Raw genomic sequence first — 20,924 nt, 5'->3', positions numbered from 1 at the left:
AAAAACTGGCCGAACTCATGATTTTTTAGACATTCTAACACCAGATCGTCGCAAACCAAATTTATCCAAATTGATGATCAAGCCAACTATAATAGGCCTCATTTACAATACTGACCAAACCCAAGCTTGCTGATGAAACCAAATAAATCGCTACCCGAACCGAACGATGACGCGAAACAGCGTAGCCAATTACTAACGGAAAAAATTCGACGGCACCTAAACCGTCACCACCAATTAAGCTTTGCCGATTATATGCGCTTGGCACTTTACACTCCCAATTTAGGTTACTACACCAACGGTTTACCCAAAATCGGTTTAGAAGGCGACTTTATTACCGCACCTGAAATCTCCCCGATTTTCTCTCGTTGTTTAGCACGTCAAGCACAACAAGTACTCAGTCAACTCAGCCATCCTAATATCATCGAGTTTGGCGCAGGACGCGGCATTATGGCACGCGATATTTTGCTTGAGCTAGCCGAACTGGAACAGCCGATTGAGCATTATTTTATTATCGAACTTAGTGCCGATTTAAAACAACGTCAACAGGAAACCTTACAAACCTTACCCGAAGAGCTTTTCAACAAGGTAGTTTGGTTGGACAGCTTGCCTAGCACACCAATTCAAGGTGTGGTCGTAGCAAATGAAGTATTAGATGCCATGCCTGTTGAGCGGTTAAAGCTCGAACCGGCACAAGTATCGAAAGCCTTTGTACAATGGAATGCGGACAAAGCCGAATTTGAATGGCAATACCAACCCATCACCGAACCGACTTTACAAAAAATTGCCAATCAATTGTTAAAACAAATCGGCGAACCGTCCGAACGCGGCTATCACACTGAAATTAATTTAAATATCTCACCCTGGCTGCATTCGATTGATGATTTTTTGGAAGCAGGCCTGGTGCTTTTGATTGACTATGGCTATCCGCGCAAAGAGTTCTACCAAGCGGCGCGCCACATGGGGACACTACGTTGCCATTATCAACATCGCGCTCACAGCAATCCATTTTTCTACCCTGGTTTGCAAGACATTACCGCGCACGTAGATTTTACCGCGGTCGCCGAAGCCGCTTATGACTCTAAATTAAAGGTTGCGGGTTACACTACTCAAGCACACTTTTTAATGGGGTCAGGCTTACTGGAAATGGCCGGTGATATGAATGCACCGATTACCGAACAGCTTAAAATTGCCCAACAAATTAAAACCCTAACACTACCAGATGAAATGGGCGAGAATTTTAAAGTGATGGCCTTAAGTAAACAAATGGACTTAGGCTTGATTGGTTTTAAAATGCGCGATTTGCGCCATCAACTCTAATCACCAGGCCTGGTGCTCTAAACAGGGATTAAAATGCAACAAACCATAGATTGGATACAAATTGTCTGGCTAGCCGTTATCCAGGGTATCACCGAATTTTTACCGATTTCCAGCTCAGGCCATCTCATTTTAGTGCCGCAGCTATTTGACTGGCCCGATCAAGGGTTGGCATTTGATGTCGCCGTCCACGTCGGCACTTTACTCGCTGTTATTATCTATTTTCGCCAGGATGTTTGGCACATGGGTCGAGACTGGAGTATTTCGATTGTTAAACGTCAACCCACCTCCAATAGCCGCCTCGCCTGGGCTGTGATTTTCGCCACCATTCCGGCCGTGCTATTTGGGCTCATTATTAACAATGGCCTGGAAGAAGCTTTACGAAATCCTCTGCTGATTGCGGCCACCACCATTGGGTTTGGCGCGCTACTTTGGTGGTCGGATGTGACCGGTACACAATCACGCGATGAACATACCTTAAGCTATAAAGACATCGCCATTATCGGTGGCGCCCAAGCTCTCGCCTTAATTCCGGGCACCTCACGTTCTGGCATTACGATTACGGCGGGTCTAATGATTGGCTTGACTCGCCAAGCGGCGGCGCGTTTTTCATTTTTATTATCCATCCCCATTATTATGGGAGCGGGTTTAATCAAGTTAAACGACCTACTCAAGTCAGCCTTGCCAGTGCATTGGGATATTTTACTGATCGGTTCTAGCCTATCGTTTATCAGTGCTTATCTGGTGATTGCGTTATTTTTGAGATGGATCAATCAAATCGGTATGGCCCCCTTTGCTTGGTACCGATTTGCGCTTGGCCTCTTGTTGCTTTATATCTTTTTGTAAAGCCAAAAAATTTTTCAGAAAAAGCGCTTTTAGCGGTTGTAATCCCCCCCCAACTTCTTTAACATGCGCGTCTGTTTTTAACTATGGAGAGACCGTGTGGGTTCGAGTTTAAGCAACAGCTGTTGCATCACATTTTCCACCGTCTTGGCTAAGCCTTAAAGCCCCGTCTTTCATCGCTTCTCCAAGACTTAGTCTTACGGCTTGGAAAAGCGATGCGCATTTAATCCTTTTAAAAAACTGACTGCATCAAAACCGATTCCGACGGTCTTCCAATTAATAGGGAGTTGTCGAGATGAAAATGTTCGTTAAGAAAAATGTACTCATTATTCTTCTAGTCGGCTTATCGACTTCGGCACAAGTGCACCCTATTCATAAAGGCCGTCCGCAAGGCAAAGATAACACGGGCATTTTAGAAACCATCAAACCAGATCTGCACCTCAAAATCTGGTGGGATCTCTTCCGCGTTTACGATCAATTTAAACGCAATCATTTAATGGGCGACTGAGGTTCGGCGTTAGCCCACCCAAATCACATGTTAGGTGTTTTATTTACGCTCTATGTTTGGTTTGGTTATACTAAACGCTAACCTAACCCGACTCTCAAGCAAAGCAGGCCTGGCGACCAATGAACTATCCTTGGAATTGTGATCCGGCACATGACAAACAAGTTTTTAACGATCGTTTAGTTGAGCTCAACCAACTTTTAGATCATAAGCAGTTTGATACCATTCGTCAGATGGTAATTGAAGTTGAAGTGCCTGATATGGCGGAGCTGCTTGAAGAATTGCCACAAGCCAGCCAGATTCTATTTTTTCGCACCCTGCCCCGAAAAACTGCCAGTGCCGTCTTTGCCTATTTGTCGCACAACGCGAAAGAAGACTTAATCAACGCGCTCAGCGATGAAGATGCCCTCCACCTTATCAAAAGCCTGGATGCGGATGATAGAGCCGCTTTTTTAGATGAATTACCAGCCGAAGTCGTGCAAGCTCTCTCTCTGCGGTTGCCGCACGATAAACTCAAAGAAGTCCAACTTTTACTCGGCTACCCACCTGAAAGTGTCGGGCGCTTAATGCGCCCCGACTTTGTCAGTATTCAAGAGCACTGGACGGTGCAACAGGCACTAAACTATTTGCGCAGCCTGCGCCAAGACTCATCGCGTTTTAATACCTTATTTGTCACCAACGAAGACAATCAACTTACCGATGCCTTACACATTCGCAAACTCGCGTTAGCACTTGATCCGCAAACGCCGATTCAGCAACTTATGGATCACCGTGTGATTTACATTCATGCGCGCGAAGACCAAGAAAAAGCCGTTGAAATGATGCAACATTACGATCTCAACTCTTTACCTGTAGTGGATGGCGATGAGGTTTTAGTGGGTATGGTGACGGTAGATGATGTACTGGATGTTGCGCAAGCCGAAACCACCGAAGACTTTCACAAAATGGGCTCTGTGGGCGTAATAAATTTCAACATTAGTAGCGCCGGGGCCTTAATGCTTTATCGCAAACGCATCGGCTGGTTATTGTTGTTGGTATTTGTGAATATTTTTGCCGGCATGGCGATCGCCACATTTGAACATATGATTGCTGCGGTGGTGGCCTTAGTATTCTTTTTACCCCTCATTATCGGCAGCAGTGGTAATGCCGGCGCTCAAACCTCGACTCTAATGGTGCGCTCTCTCGCCACGGGCGATGTACGCATGAAAGACTGGGGACGGTTAATGTTAAAAGAAATTTCGGTCGCCGCGGCATTAGGCCTGACTATGGGACTGGCCATATCCGCGATTGGCTTTTGGCAAGGCGGCGAAGCACTTGCGTTAGTCGTAGGTTTATCCATGGTAGCGGTGGTGGTCGTTGGCAGCTTAATGGGCATGAGCTTGCCGTTTTTGCTCAGCAAACTCAACATAGACCCGGCCACCGCGAGCGCACCGCTCATCACCTCAATGGCGGATATTTTAGGCATTTTAATTTACTTCAGTATCGCGGTGTCGATTCTGCCAGCCCCTTAACTAAAACAACCAAACCTCTTGGTCATTATTAGCCTTGAACTGCCTACCCTGATCCATACTTTAGGCTTTTAACTCAAGCTTGGGACGATCGAAATAAAGCGCCACCATCAACCCACCTAATTTTTTGCTATGACCGAAGTTTAAATGCCCCTGATAGGCGTACACCAATTGCTCAACTTGTTGTAACCCTCCGGGCTCTTGTCCCGCTTCTCGCACTTGGGTGCGTTGTTGAATTTGCTCTAAACGTTCCGGTGCCATTCCTTCTCCATCATCCTCGAAGCATAAACACAACCGGTCATCACTATGTGTAACCGTTAAAATCACCTGTGATTGGCTCCAATTAACCGCGTTATCTAACAAGTTTTTCAGTAACAAATCCATATCGGATTGTGCAATTAAAAACGTACTGTCTTCAAGTGCGTAATTTAATTGAATCTGTAATTGTGGATGACTAGCTTGATACGCCTCGACATGTCGGCGCAAATCACGTGGCCAGTGAACTTGATAAGAGATGGGCTTTTGATCCTTTAGCACCATACGTGCGCGCAACTGAATCAAGGCTTGATGTAAATGGTCGGCCAAAGGCATCCATTCCGATGGCCAGCGCTTGGCAAAAATATCCGCTTGCAAACTTTGTAAACCCAGCTGTTTAGCCTTAGGTAAGTGCGCCAGCTTATGACCCAAAAAGTGCCGACTCAAGCCCAAAGTAACCAACCATAGCAAGGTGATTAAGGCACTATAAAACACGTAAAACTGCTTGAGCATCGCGGTTTCTAAGCTAAAGTCCTTTGCGATCGCTAAATCGAGCCAGCGCCCGTCAAGTTCCACGCTGCCAAAACTAACTAGAACGGGATTTTGATTCGGCCCCTCAGAGATAAATAAATCCACTTCTGCGCTAGTGCGCTCGGGTAAAGGCAACGCATAGCCGTTTAGTGAAGGCGAGGCAATATGCTGCTGACCTTGCGCATACAACACAAAGTAGTGCCCAGAATCGGGCTCTGAAAAGTTAACACGTAAGGAGCGAGTATCAACTTGAATGGACTGATTTTCCGACCAGGTGGTCTGCGCTAATAACGCACGTGCGTCGGCCGCCAACTGCTGTCCGACCCAATACTGACTGCCAAAATACACCGCCGCCAAACCTAATCCCCAGAACACGATAAACACCAGGCTTACCGTAAAACCAAAACCACGATTAAATTGACGGCGTAAAGATCGAAACTGCATAGATGACACTCCCTTTCTTACCAGTCTAGGGAGTACCTATTGGTTGGTAAGAATTAACTTTGTTTTTTCGTAATCGCCGCATTGCCACCGGGTTCCAATCTAAATCGCGATACCTGTTGACGTAAGTCATCGGCCTGTTCTTGCAAATCATGACTGCCGGCGGCTAACTCTTCAACAATTGCCGCATTTTGTTGCGTCACCGTATCCATCTCGCCGACCGCATGGCTCACAGTATGAATCCCTTCAGACTGTTCTTGGCTGGCACTGGCAATCTCAGATACCATCGAGCTCATGGTCGCCATGCTTTGATTAATTTCAGCGAGTGCTTCACTTGTTTGACGCACTAAATCGCCACTGGTTTCACTAATTCGAACTGTATCTTCAATCAAGCCTTTAATCTGACCGGCCGCCTCTGCTGATTTTCCGGCCAAGCCGCGCACCTCGCCCGCCACCACGGCAAAGCCTCGACCATGATCACCCGCTCTCGCGGCTTCTACTGCGGCGTTTAAGGCGAGCAAGTTCGTCTGGAATGCAATGCCATCAATCAAGGTAATAATATCCTCAATTTTGCGACTCGCCGCAAGCATATCTTCCATTGAACCCATCGCCTGATTCATGATGTTTACACCCTGAGAGAGTTTATGTTGCGCTTCGGCCGACATTTTATTGGCTTGTTCGGCGTTATCCGCATTACGCTTAACACTTCCGGTCATTTCTTCCATTGAAGATGCGGTTTTTTCCAATGATAGTGCCAATTGTTGAATCCGATCAGATAAATCTTGACTACCATTGGCCATTGAACGCGAACCGGAACTAACACCATGCGTAACTTGACCGACCTGACCAATCATCTCAGCCATATTTTGGGTTGATTGATTTAAGCCATCGCGCAGCCATTGCATTTTGCCTTCATAGTTTTGAGTAATACGAACACTTAAATCGCCCTGACTAATCTGAGTTTGCACTTGGCCCAAGCTTTCGACAAACTGCTCTAATGAATCCAAACTTTTATTAATCGAATCTTTCAGTGGAACAAAGTCACCACGAGCTTCAGCCTCAACACGTTTTGAAAAATCACCTTGCTCTAATGCGTTCAAGGTCTGACCAATATCATCTACCGAATGTTTAATATGAATGGCCGAGCGTTCTAAATCATACAATACATTTTCAAAACCGCCTTGCAGTTTCGCCTGTTGATCGCGATACACATTTAACTCGCCCGAGCGGAAGTTTTGGGCCGTTTTTTGCAACATACCCATCACCGCTTCGACTTGATCGGCCGATTGATTAACGCCATTTTTTAATTCTAAAAAGTGACCTTTATACTGGTTAGACACCCGCTCAGAAAACTCGCCTTTCGCTAAAGTTTGCATCACATGGTTCACTTCGGCAATCGCACTTTCAATATTTGCCATAAGTTGATCCATACCTTGACCAATCATGCCGACTTCGCCTTTACATTTTAGGTTTGCTCGGTGAGTTAAATCGCCCGTCTCAACCACATTCTGCATGGTATTAGCCATGTGCTCGAGTGGCTTGGTTATGGTCGAGGCAACCCAAATCCCGCCAATAATTAATAACAAGCCACTCAAAACCAAACCTGACCAAATCAGAATTTGGTTGAACTCTTGGTCTTTTTGCATGGCATTGACGGCATTTACGTTTTGTTGTAATTCGTAACGCAAAAACACATCCACGATTTGAGCAAACTCTTGATACTTGGGATCAAAGTCGTTTAACAATATGTCTTTCGCTTCATCCTTAAAACCAATGTCTAACGCAACGGTAAAACCGCCAAATGAATTAAAGGCACTCGCCGCATTCGCACGCAAGCGTCCTAACATGCTGGCTTCGGCTTTATCGAGTTGCATTTCATCCAGGGTACTAAACAAACCGGCAATATTTTGAGACGAGTCCGTCAATAACTTCATTTGTTTATCAAGTGCTTCTGGATCCTCAATAATCACCATATTGCGTTGCATAATCGCACGCTCATCTGCAAAGTTTTTAATTTTGTTTACCGCATTCAGCTTGGCACTATTGACGTTAATGATTTTATCAACGGCTTGTTGTGACTGGTGCATGATAAATTGCGTAAACAAATTCCCAGCAGTTAACAATACGAGTACAGCCACAATACTCAACAACAAGCGTGTTTTGATTTTCATCTAACTCTCCGGTAGGTAACCAAGCTGCTTCAGCCGGCAAACAAACAATTTTTGTGTGGCACAGTCTAATCAAAAATCCGGACAAAGGTAATAAAATTCTCTTTTCGTCACCACAAGCCTAGCTTATATCAGGCAATGCCTATTTGGCCACCGTCTAAACTTAAAATCATGCCGCCTATTTTTACATTTTAAAAGCCACCAAAACATTATGGTTTAATTAAAGATTAACTTGGCGTAATTTGCACCTTATTAATTAATTAAGTTATTATTATTTTGTTATTCAAATCGTTCTATTTTTAATTTTTAGACCAAGGGGGTCGCAATGAATTTAGATAAACTAAAAGATATGACTGTAGAAGAACTGGTTGAATTAAAACAAGACATTGATAAGCTGATTAGTCAAAAACAGAAAGAACAAACTAAAAACCTAGTTGAAGAGTTTAAAGTTAAAGCGGCTAAACTGGGCTTAACGATGGAAGACATTATGGGTTTAGAGTCGAATAAACCGCGTAAAACAAAAGGTAAAAAAGTGGCGCCTAAATATCAAAACCCAAACGATAAAAGTCAAACCTGGACTGGGCGAGGTCGCAAACCTTTATGGGTAGAAGAGGCGTTAAAAAAAGGTAAAAAGCTGGAAGATTTAGCGATTTAAATTCACTTATTTATTTTCGGAAAACTTAATTAATCCCTAAATTACCGCGATCTTTAATAGCCTATTAAGTATCGCGGCTTTTAGGTTCATCTATTAATTCTCACGTCGCTTGTAGACCACAAAATCAAACGCAAATGCATGGTGCTCATCTGCCGGATGCGATTCACGCGATACCTCGTACCAGGCCTGGTGGTCGATGGTAGGGAAAAATGCATCGCCATCAGGGCTGGCCTTTACCTCGGTAATATACAGTTGATCGACTTTATCGATCCATTGCGCATAAATTTGTGCGCCGCCCATAATCATCACTTCTGGATAATCTTTTAACTGAGATAAAGCCGATTCTACCGAGTTAAAAACCCTTGCCCCCTCAGCCTGAAACTTGTCATTTCGGCTAATAATAAAATTTGGCCGATTCGGCAAAGTTTTTGATCCAATGGACTCAAAAGTTTTACGCCCCATAATTACCGGTTTATTTAAAGTTTTGGCTTTAAAATATTTTAAATCATCGGGTAAATGCCAAGGCATTTTATTATCCTTACCGATCATGCGGTTTTCACCCATCGCCACAATCATGGATAAGGTTTGAGATTCGTTAGTTTGAATGCTCATACCGACACCTGAGCTTTAATATGAGGGTGTGATTGGTAGTTTATGATTTCAAAATCCTCAAATTGATAATCAAAAATCGAATCGGGCTTTCGTTTAATCACCAGGCCTGGTAGCGGCATGGGGTCACGCGTTAACTGCAATTTAGCCTGTTCCAATGTGTTGTTATATAAATGCACGTCGCCCCCCGTCCAAACAAACTCACCCACCTCATAGCCGGTTTGTTGCGCAATCATATGCACCAATAAGGCATAACTGGCGATATTAAATGGCACACCTAAAAACGTATCCGCACTACGCTGGTATAGCTGACAGGAAAGTCGATTATTGGCAACATAAAACTGAAAGAATGCATGACAAGTGGCCAAAGCCATTTTGCCGTTTTCAACGTTTTGCTGCGGACTCACCGATTCATCCGGCAAATCTGCTGGGTTCCATGCCGTGACGATCATGCGTCGGCTATTTGGATTGTTTTTTAAGGTTTCGATTACTTGTTCGATTTGGTTAATAACCTCGCCATTTGGGCTTTGCCAAGCGACCCACTGCTTGCCATATAATGGACCTAAATCGCCGGACTCGGTCGCCCACTCATCCCAAATTCTGACTTGATTGTCTTTTAAATATTGAATATTGGTATCGCCACTTAAAAACCAAAGAAGCTCATGCACAATCGAACGAATGTGTAATTTTTTAGTCGTGACTAACGGAAAGCCTTTTTGTAAATCAAAACGCATTTGATAACCGAATACCGACAGGGTTCCGGTACCTGTACGGTCACCCTTTTGTACGCCGTGATCCATAATATGTTGGAGTAAATCTAAATATTGTTTCATGTGTTTTTTCCTTTCACCAGGCCTGGTGACGATCGTTTATAACCCCACAGCATTAACAATCCGCCCAATATAATCATGGGAATCGACAACAGCATTCCCATCGTTAACCAGCCACCGAACAAGTAACCAATATGGGCATCTGGCATTCTAAAAAACTCGGATACCACGCGGAACAAGCCATACAAGACCAAGAATAGACCAGCCACCGAACCGGCTGGCCGTGGTTTGGACGAATACCACCATAACAGCGCAAACAATACCAAACCTTCCAGTAAAGCTTGTAAAAGTTGAGTTGGATATTTTTGCACAACTTCATTTAACACCGGATCATAAACCCACATACCCAAGGGTGAATCGGTCACTTTGCCCCAGAGTTCGCCGTTAATAAAATTGCCAATGCGTCCAGCGAACAAACCAATCGTCACTAAGGGGGCCACAAAATCCGCCACACTAAACAGACTTAAGCCAATTTTGCGGGCAAACAACCCCATAGCCAGGGTCACGCCTAGCAACCCACCATGGAACGACATCCCACCTTGCCATACCATCAACAGTGTCAGAGGATTCGCCAAAAACCCAGTAAAATCGTAAAACAATACATAGCCGATTCGCCCGCCTAGTACGACACCCAAAGCACAGTAAAATAATAAATCACCCACCTTGTCTTTATCCCAAAAAGACGAGTTACGAGCGCGCAACAAACCAAGTAACCAAGCACTTGCAAAGCCGATCACATACATCAAGCCATACCAATGAATCGCAATCGGCCCCAGCGCTAAAGCCACCGGATCAATTTCTGGATAGGTCCACATACTTAACCCTAGTTAATTAGTTGAATGCGACTATTCTACAATGTTTTATCCATGCAGGGCATGGCGATATAAAAGCCGACGGAGAAACTATTTAATTCGAAAATGTCACAATAACTACTTAAATCGTTTGATAAACTTAAGTTTGTATATCTAACTTAACCACACTGGAGCTCTCCGCATGGCTAAAAATACCAATAGTTTTAAACATGAATCCTTGCAAGACCAGGCCTCGGTTGTGGCCTACTTAAACCTTATCTGCCAGAGCATTGAGAAAGGACAAATTCACCTCGCCAATGATGAAGATGACGTCACCATCAGAACCAAAGGTCTTTCACGCTTAAAAATTAAAGCTAAACAAGCCAAAACCCATCAAGAACTTCGTATTACTTTGGCTTGGTCGGGCGATACCGATAAAAAAACCGAGTCCAACCCAACTTTAGAAGTAACCAGCAAACCCGCTAAAAACCCTAAAAAGGCTAAGAAACCCAACAAAATTAAAAAAAAGACAAGGACCAAATCTGACAAAGTCACGATTAAAAAGACCAAATAATCAGCCAAGATATAACACAGTCGGCATCTCTTGCGGAAAGACGCTAGGCTAAAGACTTATTACTGAGTAAATTTGCACAGGGTTAAAAACTTAATTAAATTAACAGACTAAAATTGCTTTAAAATATCATCAACCACTAATTTGGAATAGCCTTCATGTCCGAGCTTATTGATATCTATATTGGCCGCCAACCCATCTTCAACACCCAACTTGAAATGCACGCCTATGAGTTATTGTTTCGCAATTGTGAACACAGCAACCATGCTCCGATGTTGCCTGGTGATACGGCGACCGCACAAGTGATGCTGAACGCATTTGGCGACATGAGCCTTAAAGACATCGCCAGTGATCACAAAGTTTTCATTAACTTTACAGAAGGTTTGTTGCTGCGCGAAAACCTGCCCTTTTTCCCATCTCACCAAGTGGTCATTGAAGTATTAGAAGATGTAAAAGTTAGTCCGGCCTTATTGCGATCTTTAACGGAGTTGCGCTCAAAAGGTTTTACCATTGCGTTAGATGACTATGTATTTAACCCAAGCCTAGAAGAGCTTGAAAGCTATGCCGATATTATCAAAGTCGACATTTTAGATGTGGGTGAAGACTTATTAGCAAAACATGCTCAACGCCTAAAAGATAAAGGCGTACGCCTGCTAGCAGAAAAAGTCGAAACGCGCGAACAGTTTGAGTTTTGCCGAAACATTGGATTTGACTATTTCCAGGGTTACTTTTTTGCTAAGCCTGTCATTATAAAAGGCCAACGTTTACCCACCAATAAATTGACCGTTTTGGAGCTCCTATCGAGCGTGTACGACCCTAACACTGACATGACCAAGCTAAGCGCAATCATTGCCAAAGATGTTTCACTCAGTCAAAAACTTTTGAAATTTCTAGCCGAAAACGTGAGCAGCAAATACCCGATTAACTCGGTGCACGACGGCGTGATGCGTTTTGGATTAGACCGTCTACAAAGCTGGGCGAGTATGTTGGCGTTAGCCGGGATTGACGACAAACCCATCGAATTATTTCGCATGTCATTAACACGCGCAAAATTTTGTGAACTAGTGGGCGAACGTATCGGCGATCACTCCAAAAATCTATATTTTACCGTAGGCTTATTCTCCATGCTGGATGCGGTGATGGATGTTGAGCTAACTGAGTTATTAGGTCGCTTAAAGTTGGATCCAATTATCGTCGCCACTCTGACCGATGTTAAAACTAGTAATTTAAGCAAAACCTTATCTGCAATCAAAGCCATGGAGCTTGGACAAACTGAGTTTTCTTTGCCCGATAAACTGTGCGTTTCAGAGTTGTCGAAGTTTTATTTAGAATCTATGCAATTTTCACAAACTGTCTTTCAAGATTAGTCCAATTAATCCAACTTATCTCAACTTTACAAAGCCCAAAGCTTTCTTATTAGTCTTAACAACGCTTTTGCCCTATCATATTGAAATTAATTCCGTTTGAGACCTTTAGCATGAACCCGATGATTGACTTTTTTATTGGTCGCCAACCCATTTTTGACAGCGATATCAATCTCTACGCTTATGCACTGCTGTTTCGATTGAATGCACAGGATAACCTAGCGGATATCAACGATGCCGACCAGGCTTCTGCTCAAGTGATCCTGACAGCGCTGGGCGATTTGGGGCTAAAAAATATCGCAGGCGACCATAAAGTGTTTATCAACTTTTCGGATCGACTATTAATTCAAGAGGGCCAGCCGTTTTTTAATCCTCGCCAAGTGGTGATAGAGCTGCTTGAAGAGCACATCGTCACGCCGGCCTTGATCACCACCCTCAAACAGCTGCGTCATAAAGGCTTTACCATTGCGCTCGATGATCACCAATTTAATGCCGAACACCAAGTGCTCGAAAACTATGCCGACATTATTAAAATCGACATTCAAAAACACGATCTAAACCTTATCCAGCCTCATTTGGAGAAATTAAAAAACAAGGGGTTAAAACTCCTGGCAGAAAAGGTCGAAACTTATGAGCAAGTAAAAGAATGCGATGCGCTCGGATTTGACTATTTTCAGGGCTTCTTTTTTGCGCGTCCGCAAATCATTCAAGGCCAACGCTTACCGGCCAACAAGCTTTCTGTTATGCAACTCCTGAGTAAAATTTACCAACCCAATGTAAATTTGAGTGACCTCTCCAAAATCATTACGCATGACGTTTCACTCAGTCAAAAGCTACTAGTCTTCATCAACCAGAATGCGCCATCTAAATACCCAATCACCTCAATTCAAAACGCAGTAATGCGCTGCGGACTCGAAAAGCTGCGTAATTGGATTGGCTTGATCGCCTTATCGAGCTTAGATGACAAACCTTCAGAATTGTTTACCCTAGCCTTAACTCGCGCTAAGTTTTGCGAACTGGTGAGTGAGTTGATACAAGACCCTCAAAAAGACCAATACTTTACCGTTGGCCTTTTCTCGACGCTAGATGCGTTGATGGATCGACCTTTAGAAGAAATCTTAGAACAGCTAGGTTTAGATGACGATCATTTACTTGAAGCCCTCATGGGTCAAACCAACCACCCCATGTGTCAAACCCTAAAAGCCGTAAAAGCCCTCGAACAAGGACTTTTAGACTTTGATCGACCAAAAGACGCTTCTCTTACCGAAATCATTCAACGCTATCTGCTCGCGATGCAATACGCACAACAAGTCTTTCATCAGCCATCACCAGGCCTGGTGGAGTGACTAAATTAGTAAACAGGAATTAACTGATAACCTTGCGCTTGCCAGCCCATCAATGATAAGAAGCCCGAACGAACCGGTTTAATACCCGGCAGCAAGGTATCCACACTGATATTAAAGAACGCCGCCGCCGTGCCACATGCTTCCATTTTTACGCCCATTTTTTTTAGGCGTTCCACTTGTTGAGCGATTTTTACTAACGTTTCTTCATGTTCTAAGGCCACGGTATCCGAAGGTTCGGTAGTAATGAATTGTAAAGATGCCGAAATAAACACAATTCTCTGATTTGGCTTCACGCCTTCTTCTTCAAGATATTTACGATTGGTCTCAATAAAACCAAGATAGGCCAATAATGCCTTAGGATTAGACTTACGTACGTCATATAAAACATGGACTTCATCCACACCATTTAACGCCGCATTATTGTTCAACTCGGCGGCTTGAACCTGCACTGAGCTCAAAACCAAAAACAACCCGCCAAAAGCCAATTTCTTAAGCCATTTCATTCAATTCTCCTCGTTATATTTTAATCAGGATTTATAAACTAACACCAAACCAACGCCACCTGAAAAAAACCTTATAAAAAATCACGTTTTTTACCCATTCATCCAACTTAATGGTTAGGAAAACTTAGGCTTGATATTGCATTTTGGTGACGAGTAAACCTGCGACAAGGATAAAACCAGCGGAAAAATATAGACAGGCTTCCATGCCCGCAACTTGATAAACGTAACCGGACAATACCGTGCCCAACAAGCGCCCACCGGCGTTGGCCATGTAGTAGAAACCGACGTCTTTTGAGGTGCCATCCGCATTCGCGATGGAAACGATTAAATAAGAATGTACCGCTGAATTTAATGCAAACAATACCCCAAATACCACCAGACCTGCTATTAAGATCGTTTGGGGTTCAATATGCAAACTCAATGCCATCGTAAACGGCACGGCGGCTAACACCAGTGCTAACCAACGTGCGGTTTTATCGGTTGGATTGGCGCCCGATTTTAGGCCCGTCAACTTAGGCGTCAAGGCTTGAATAAGGCCATAGCCGATTACCCACAAGGCCATAAATGCGCCAACCGAGGTATGTTCCCACTTCAAAACACCCACCAAAAACACTGGCAAGGCCACCACAAACCAAACATCGCGCGCACCAAATAGAAAAAAACGTGCGGCGGATAGCCAGTTTAAGCGAGGGTTTTTAGACAGCATCTCATTAAATTTGGGCTTGTTTTTCGCCTTGCCTAATGATCCATCCAAAAACACAATCGAAACCAACAAAGCCACCGCCAGCATCACACTCATAATCATCATCGACTCGGCAAAGCCGTATACAGAGAGCAACACCGCCCCCACAAAAAAGCCCACGCCTTTCAGTGCGTTTTTGGAGCCGGTTAATAAGGTCACCCAACGATAAAGTTGGCCGGACGACTCCGACGCGAGGTTTTTAATCGAGCTTTTGGCGCTCATTTTGTTCAGGTCTTTAGCAATGCCGGATAGGGCTTGCGCCAGCATGACATACACCACACTCAACCATTCGGGCGTCACGGTGAGCATCATCAGCGCCAGGATTTGTAAACCCAGGCCGATATTCATGGTGATATTCAAGCCCCAGCGTGCACCGAGCCAGCCGCCGACTAGGTTGGTGACAATACCGAAAAACTCATAAAACAAAAACAGCAACGCAATTTCCAGCGGACTGTATCCCAACTGCCAGAAATACAATACCACCAACATACGCAAAGCCCCATCGGTAATGGTAAACGCCCAATAGTTGCCGGTAACAATTGCATATTGCTGTGTTGGAGACATAACGAAACCCTTTTATTTTTTCACCACAGAGGCACGAAGGCACGGAGGCTCTGTAGTTGCATCAAGCGAGGAGCTTTAGCGAACTTCGTGACTCTGTGTCTCGGTGCTTAAACGGCTTTATTTGCTTTAGCGGCTTTGACGGCCAGTTCCATCATGCGTAAGACGTAGCCAATTTCATTGTCGTACCAAGCTAACAGTTTGACTTGAGTGCCATTCACCACCATGGTCGACGGCGCGTCGATCACGGATGAACAGGTTTCGCCTTCGTAATCCACTGACACCAAGGGGCGCTCTTCAAACCCTAGAATGCCTTGTAAATAACCGGTTGCAGCTTCTTTTAGTTTTTGATTCACTTCTTCCACCGTGGTTTCGCGCTGCATTTCCAGCACCAAATCGGTTAAGGATGCGTTCATTAACGGAACCCGCACCGCAATGCCGTTTAGCTTGCCTTTCAACTCCGGAAAAATCGACGCAATCGCAGTAGCCGAGCCGGTGGTAGTCGGAATCAAGGATTCAAAACTGGCGCGTGCCCGACGTAAATCTTTATGCCCGTGATCCACCACTTTTTGGGTATTGGTACGATCGTGCATGGTGGTGATCATGCCGTGTTTAATGCCGATCTGCTCGTGCATCACTTTAATCACTGGCGCAATACAGTTGGTGGTGCAAGATGCCGCGGTAATAATCGGGTCTTTGCCAGCTTCAAAAATATGATCATTAATTCCCATCACAATATTTTTAATGCCTTCTTTCATCGGAGCAGCCACAATCACTTGTTTAACGCCTTGGTCTAAATAAGCTTGTAGCGATTCTTTGGTGCGGAACTTACCGGTGGCTTCAATTACCACATCCAAGTTCAGACTTTGCCAATCGGTATCGGCCACCTCTTTATTCGACGTGTAGCTAACTCGCTGGCCTTCAATCACAATATCACCATTTTCCTCAACCGCTTCATTCCACCAACGCCCGTGCGCCGAATCGAAATTAATTAAGTGCGCCGAGCCATAAGCATCGGTGGCGATCTCGTTAATGTGTACAATCTCAACATCCGGCCAAGCCCAAGCTTCGCGCAACGCAAGCCGTCCCATGCGCCCAAAACCATTAATGCCTACTCGAACCGCCATAACAAACTCCAAATATCTGATTTATCAAATGTGATAGAATTATAAACCAACCTCTAATAACTTTTGTGACCGTTTTATGATGCTCGGCCAAACCATCCACAAATCATCTTTTATGATGCGCGCTTCTTTAATAATCGCTCTAGCTCTAATACTTGTCGGCTGCAAGGACGAAACACACCAAACAGCTAAAAAACCGAAATCACAACCACCAGGCCTGGTGCTGGCCGTTCCACCTTATGAAATGCCTTCCAATATCCAACAAAGGTTTCACCCCTTAGTCACCCATTTAACCGAACAACTTAACCAACCGGTGCAACTTTATATCACCACCAGTTATGAAGATCAGGTCAAACGACTGGCAAATGGCGAAGTTGATTTAGCTTATATGGGCCCCTCGTCTTATGTCAAAACCAGGGATAACTTCCCCGAAAGCCATCCAATACTCATCGCCGCCGAAGCACCTTATCGTGCTGCATTAATTGTGCATAAACACAGCGACATCAACCACATAAAACAATTAAATGGACGCAGCTTTGCCTTCGGATCCTACCACTCCTACTCTGGTCACTATGTGGTTCGCCAACTTTTAAGACTCAACCATATCTACCTGCGCGATTTACAGTTTTACAGTTTTTTAGGTCGTCACGAGCGCGCGATTATGTCCGTGGTACACCAAGACTTTGATGCGGCCGCTACTACTGAAGGACTGGCACAGCGTTTTATTGAATTAGGTTACCCAATTCGAGTTGTGGCCACATCTGAACTTTTAGCACCAACCGTGATAGTCGCGAGGAAAAATTTAAAGCCTGAACTGATCCAATCGCTACGTGAAAGCCTGTTATTTTTTCAATCAGACATCAAACACACCGGATTGTCGTTTTTTGAAGTCGACAACCAAGATTTTACAGAAGTCGAAAAAATTCTCTACGCCATCGAACATTAAGCCTCCAGCAAAATGCCTGTGCTGTGGCGTTTTGCAATAGTTTGGCTTAGCCAAAAACTTATCAAATCCTTATATTTCAACCACTTAAAAATGCGCAATTCTGGCCTAGTTCTTCCTTTATCTCAGAAGGACTAAAAAGGGACTCCCTTTTTCTTTCATAATTTTATGAAAAAGGATAAACGTATGAAAAAACCAATTCAGCTTGCGTTAGCCGCCGCGATTGCTGGCTGCGCCATCAGCGCACAAGCTAAAGAATCGAGTGTTGACGACTATCGCGCGATGCTCGGCGACAGCCCAGGCATTCTTTGGGTAGAGGACGGTGAACTGATCTGGAAACAAAAAACCGGCCCTAAAAACACCGGCTTAGAAAAATGTGATCTAGGCAAAGGTCCAGGTGTATTAAAAGGGGCGTACGCCGAACTACCGCGCTACTTTAAAGACACCGATCAAGTAATGGATTTAGAAAGTCGTATAAAACATTGCATGATCACACTACAAGGCAAAGACGCTTCAGAGATTGATAAAGCCGCGTTCTCAAACCCCAAAAAATACATTGATTCAGACATGGAAAAAATTGTGGCCTATGTCGCCGCCCAATCGAATGGACTGCCTTTTAACATCAAACTAGACCACCCAAAAGAACAAGTCGCCTATGATGCCGGCGAAACGCTGTTTTGGCGTCGTTCAAGCAAAATGGACTTTTCGTGCGCCACCTGCCACGCACAAGATGGCAAACGTATTCGTCTACAAACACTCTATAACGCCTACAACAAAGACGATGGTCAAATCATCGCTAGTTGGCCAACTTACCGCGTTTCACACAGCACTGTACGCACCATGCAACATCGTATGTGGGATTGTCACTGGCAAATGCGTCTACCTGACATCGACTATGCATCTGATGCGGCTAACGCACTCATTACTTTCATGACAAAAGAAGCCAACGGTTCGATCATTCAAGTGCCATCCATTAAGCGCTAATTAGGAGTTCAACATGAAAAAAACAATTCTCTCAACTCTTGTGATGGGCTTGTTTGCCACCAGCGCATTTGCAATGGGCGACAAACCACAAAGCGACGCCGCTTTTAGCGACAAACAAGTCAATCATGCTCAAGCTCTTATTGATAACAGCTGGACCCAAGCCGACCCGAAAGATCGCAAACGCTTTGTGCAAGATAAAACCCAGTATTTATGCAGCATTTACAAAGACCAACCGCCCGCCGACATAGCCAAACACATTGTCGAAATGAATAAAGCAGTGACGTCCTACCCGGAAGGTGGCATAACATTAGGTGACTGGAAAGCAGGCGAAAAGCTCGCCAACAGCGGTTATGGTCTTCGCATTGGTAACATTAAAGCCGATAACCCGAAGAAAAAACCTAACGGGGGTAACTGCTACGCCTGTCACGCCATGGCCCCAAGCCAAGCGGCCGCAGGTAACTTAGGGCCATCACTCGCCAATTACGGTATTCGCGGTACATCCGACGCGATGCTCAAATACACCTATCAAAAAATCTTTAACGCCCAAGCCACCAAAGCTTGCTCTAATATGCCCAGATTTGGTTACCACGGTGTTTTAGATGATAAGCAAATCGCCGATATTATGGCGTATATGCTTGACCCCAATTCGCCTGTTAATGCTAAGTAAAGGTTTGTAATCTCAACCCGCCTCCCAAAACTTCGATCAAAGATCGAGGATTTTGGGAGGGGTTTGAGCTTTGTGCGTTTAATTTTATCGAATTTATAGCCCGGCTCACTGAGCTTTTAAGCGCGCAAACCAACTGATACACCGCATTAATAGCGAATAAAGTCCTGTCGCAATATGAAACTCAGGACAAGCTTCAAAATAACCCAGCCATACGTGCTGGGTTACTTCCTCCGAGAATCTTTAACTTGGTCGCAGTTTCGCGACCCTTTTTATTTAAAACACCTAAAAAAGCTCGTTATTAACCCTCAACAACCCATTGCATTTTGCAACACCTGATGCAATCTACCATAACAAAAAACAACATATTTAACTAATATCTCTTCAATATCAATGGCTTAATCTTTGGCACACTATTTTCTTACAAAAAGTAAGGTTTAGTCGAGAGCGAATCGAAATGATCACTCACAAGGTCGCTCAAAATGAACAACAAATTGACCTTAACTGACCAAGCCAAAACAACAAATAATTAGGAGAGATACCAACATGAAGAAGAATTTAATTGCATTAGCCGTTGCCTCTATCGTTTCCGCCCCTGCTATGGCAGCAGATGGCCCGCAAGTATTTGGTGAACTAAAATACGAAACTGGTATTCAAGATGGCCAGGGGATCAATTCATATAACGGCACACGTATCGGTATCAAAGGCACCCAAGATTTAGGCAATGGCATGAAAGGCATCTACCGCATTCAAGGTAACGTAAAAAATATCGTTAACCACGGCGCCGCGGCGAAAGATGACAACTTTAACTTTAACGAAGAAGTTTGGGCGGGTATTAAAGGTTCGTTTGGCCAAATCCGTGCGGGTAACTCCGACACAGCGACCAAACAGTCTATCAAACCCTTCCGTGCCTTTACCGACACGTTAGCCGATGACGCGTTTGCTAAACCGGCTCAATGGTCACGTGCAACCGGCTGGCATTATCAAAACAAATTTGATGCAGTAAAAGTTTATGCAACTTATGCACCAAATGGTACTGAAATGAACTCAACCATGGACGTCAGTGCTACCTTTAAAGCGAGTGGCTTATATCTTTCAGCCGCTATGCAGATGATTGGTGATACCGGTTCAGGTGATGATGGAACCAATATGTCTGTTGGTGCCCATTATGAAATGGGGCAATTTGGCGCTGGTGTTTTATATCAAACGATTGAATCAAAAACAAATGGTTACACTGGCGGCGTCACAAACTACGCTGACGCAAGAACTCAAATCACAATCCCTGTTAACTTCAAGATGACTGAAAAATTAAATCTTCGTGCATCAATTGTTACCACAGATGATGGCAACAGCAACACTACAACGGATTATGCATTCGGACCTGAGTACTACTTTGCTAAGAACACTAACTTCTTTGCAACCTACTGGGCTGGTGACCAAACAGAAGCAGACTTAGATGGTGACGGCAAAACTGCTGACAACTCTATCGGCTTCGGTATTAGTCACAAATTCTAATTTAACTCCTAGTTAAATTGGTGCGGTACCCGATCTTTTCTTCCTAAAGGTCGGTTTTGTCCAAACTCTGGTTTGGGCACAAATTCAAACTTTAGCTAGTTTGTTTTTTTCATCTGAGTATTTGGCCGAGTCTCTATCTCGGCCTTTTTTAGTTTCA

At 44.2% G+C, this 20,924-nt stretch carries 20 protein-coding genes; 12 read left to right on the top strand and 8 right to left on the bottom strand.

Translation table 11 applies throughout. The features are described from left to right. The first annotated feature begins 132 nt into the window (after positions 1–132). The 4 genes from N746_RS0102440 to mgtE all read left to right on the top strand — a co-directional run bounded on the left by N746_RS0102440 (position 133) and on the right by mgtE (position 4,173). On the top strand, positions 133–1,317 hold the full coding sequence (locus tag N746_RS0102440) for a class I SAM-dependent methyltransferase (RefSeq protein ID WP_029933776.1): 1,185 nt from the start codon (positions 133–135) through the stop codon (positions 1,315–1,317). 33 nt (positions 1,318–1,350) lie between these two features. Then, on the top strand, positions 1,351–2,160 hold the full coding sequence (locus tag N746_RS0102435) for an undecaprenyl-diphosphate phosphatase (RefSeq protein ID WP_245603320.1): 810 nt from the start codon (positions 1,351–1,353) through the stop codon (positions 2,158–2,160). A 292-nt stretch (positions 2,161–2,452) separates the two neighbouring features. After that, entirely contained in the window at positions 2,453–2,665 is a 213-nt protein-coding gene (locus N746_RS0102430; protein ID WP_029933774.1) for a hypothetical protein, read from the top strand. Between the two features lie 119 nt (positions 2,666–2,784). Next, on the top strand, positions 2,785–4,173 hold the full coding sequence (gene mgtE / locus N746_RS0102425; RefSeq protein ID WP_038125843.1) for a magnesium transporter: 1,389 nt from the start codon (positions 2,785–2,787) through the stop codon (positions 4,171–4,173). A gap of 60 nt (positions 4,174–4,233) precedes the next feature. Here mgtE and N746_RS0102420 read toward each other — a convergent pair whose 3' ends face one another. Next, a complete protein-coding gene (locus tag N746_RS0102420; protein ID WP_029933772.1) occupies positions 4,234–5,400 on the bottom strand; it encodes an ATP-binding protein in 1,167 nt (388 codons plus the stop codon). Between the two features lie 53 nt (positions 5,401–5,453). After that, positions 5,454–7,568 carry a methyl-accepting chemotaxis protein gene (locus N746_RS0102415; RefSeq protein WP_051678467.1) on the bottom strand — a complete coding sequence of 705 codons (2,115 nt, stop codon included), beginning with the start codon at positions 7,566–7,568 and terminating at the stop codon, positions 5,454–5,456. Positions 7,569–7,890: 322 nt separating this feature from the next. Here N746_RS0102415 and N746_RS0102410 point away from each other — a divergent pair, with 322 nt between their 5' ends. Continuing rightward, the gene (locus N746_RS0102410; protein ID WP_029933770.1) at positions 7,891–8,220 is read left to right on the top strand and encodes an H-NS histone family protein; all 330 of its coding nucleotides are present in this window, start codon (positions 7,891–7,893) and stop codon (positions 8,218–8,220) included. Positions 8,221–8,313: 93 nt separating this feature from the next. On the opposite strand, the gene N746_RS0102405 is transcribed toward N746_RS0102410, so the two are convergent. From N746_RS0102405 to lgt, 3 genes are read right to left on the bottom strand one after another with little or no spacing between them, the layout of a single operon-like run. Then, positions 8,314–8,832 carry a dihydrofolate reductase gene (locus tag N746_RS0102405; RefSeq protein ID WP_029933769.1) on the bottom strand — a complete coding sequence of 173 codons (519 nt, stop codon included), beginning with the start codon at positions 8,830–8,832 and terminating at the stop codon, positions 8,314–8,316. Then, positions 8,829–9,662: a thymidylate synthase gene (locus tag N746_RS0102400; RefSeq protein ID WP_029933768.1), complete on the bottom strand. Its 834-nt coding sequence runs from the start codon at positions 9,660–9,662 to the stop codon at positions 8,829–8,831. Before N746_RS0102400 ends, N746_RS0102405 begins: the two co-directional genes overlap by 4 nt. Then, on the bottom strand, positions 9,659–10,474 hold the full coding sequence (gene lgt, locus N746_RS0102395) for a prolipoprotein diacylglyceryl transferase (RefSeq protein ID WP_029933767.1): 816 nt from the start codon (positions 10,472–10,474) through the stop codon (positions 9,659–9,661). The genes N746_RS0102400 and lgt overlap by 4 nt, the downstream gene beginning before the upstream one ends. 178 nt (positions 10,475–10,652) lie before the next feature. On the opposite strand from lgt, the gene N746_RS0102390 reads away from it, so the two are divergent. From N746_RS0102390 to N746_RS0102380, 3 genes are all read left to right on the top strand, one after another. Next, a complete protein-coding gene (locus N746_RS0102390; RefSeq protein ID WP_051678466.1) occupies positions 10,653–11,024 on the top strand; it encodes an amphi-Trp domain-containing protein in 372 nt (123 codons plus the stop codon). Positions 11,025–11,179: 155 nt separating this feature from the next. Continuing rightward, complete coding sequence (locus N746_RS0102385) at positions 11,180–12,388, top strand: EAL and HDOD domain-containing protein (RefSeq protein ID WP_029933765.1); 1,209 nt, start codon at positions 11,180–11,182, stop codon at positions 12,386–12,388. 110 nt (positions 12,389–12,498) lie between these two features. Next, positions 12,499–13,731, top strand: a complete 1,233-nt coding sequence (locus tag N746_RS0102380) for an EAL and HDOD domain-containing protein (protein WP_029933764.1) — start codon at positions 12,499–12,501, stop codon at positions 13,729–13,731. Positions 13,732–13,736: 5 nt separating this feature from the next. On the opposite strand, the gene N746_RS0102375 is transcribed toward N746_RS0102380, so the two are convergent. The 3 genes from N746_RS0102375 to N746_RS0102365 all read right to left on the bottom strand — a co-directional run bounded on the left by N746_RS0102375 (position 13,737) and on the right by N746_RS0102365 (position 16,664). After that, positions 13,737–14,234: a DsrE family protein gene (locus N746_RS0102375; protein ID WP_051678465.1), complete on the bottom strand. Its 498-nt coding sequence runs from the start codon at positions 14,232–14,234 to the stop codon at positions 13,737–13,739. 124 nt (positions 14,235–14,358) lie between these two features. Beyond that, positions 14,359–15,540 (bottom strand): organoarsenical effux MFS transporter ArsJ, encoded by a 1,182-nt coding sequence (gene arsJ, locus N746_RS0102370; protein WP_029933762.1) that lies wholly within the window; start codon positions 15,538–15,540, stop codon positions 14,359–14,361. Positions 15,541–15,647: 107 nt separating this feature from the next. Continuing rightward, complete coding sequence (locus N746_RS0102365; RefSeq protein ID WP_029933761.1) at positions 15,648–16,664, bottom strand: ArsJ-associated glyceraldehyde-3-phosphate dehydrogenase; 1,017 nt, start codon at positions 16,662–16,664, stop codon at positions 15,648–15,650. Between the two features lie 76 nt (positions 16,665–16,740). On the opposite strand from N746_RS0102365, the gene phnD reads away from it, so the two are divergent. The 4 genes from phnD to N746_RS0102345 all read left to right on the top strand — a co-directional run bounded on the left by phnD (position 16,741) and on the right by N746_RS0102345 (position 20,767). Then, positions 16,741–17,607 (top strand): phosphate/phosphite/phosphonate ABC transporter substrate-binding protein, encoded by an 867-nt coding sequence (gene phnD / locus N746_RS0102360; RefSeq protein WP_051678464.1) that lies wholly within the window; start codon positions 16,741–16,743, stop codon positions 17,605–17,607. Between the two features lie 183 nt (positions 17,608–17,790). Continuing rightward, positions 17,791–18,588 carry a sulfur oxidation c-type cytochrome SoxA gene (gene soxA, locus N746_RS0102355; protein WP_029933759.1) on the top strand — a complete coding sequence of 266 codons (798 nt, stop codon included), beginning with the start codon at positions 17,791–17,793 and terminating at the stop codon, positions 18,586–18,588. Between the two features lie 13 nt (positions 18,589–18,601). Further along, on the top strand, positions 18,602–19,255 hold the full coding sequence (gene soxX / locus N746_RS0102350; protein ID WP_051678463.1) for a sulfur oxidation c-type cytochrome SoxX: 654 nt from the start codon (positions 18,602–18,604) through the stop codon (positions 19,253–19,255). A 543-nt stretch (positions 19,256–19,798) separates the two neighbouring features. After that, on the top strand, positions 19,799–20,767 hold the full coding sequence (locus tag N746_RS0102345; protein WP_029933757.1) for a porin: 969 nt from the start codon (positions 19,799–19,801) through the stop codon (positions 20,765–20,767). The last annotated feature ends 157 nt before the right edge of the window (positions 20,768–20,924 follow it).

It is taken from the genome of Thiomicrospira pelophila DSM 1534 (assembly GCF_000711195.1).
GTDB lineage: Bacteria > Pseudomonadota > Gammaproteobacteria > Thiomicrospirales > Thiomicrospiraceae > Thiomicrospira > Thiomicrospira pelophila.
Note: the sequence above shows the minus strand (reverse complement) of the source record. Positions and strands in the feature narration are given on the sequence as shown.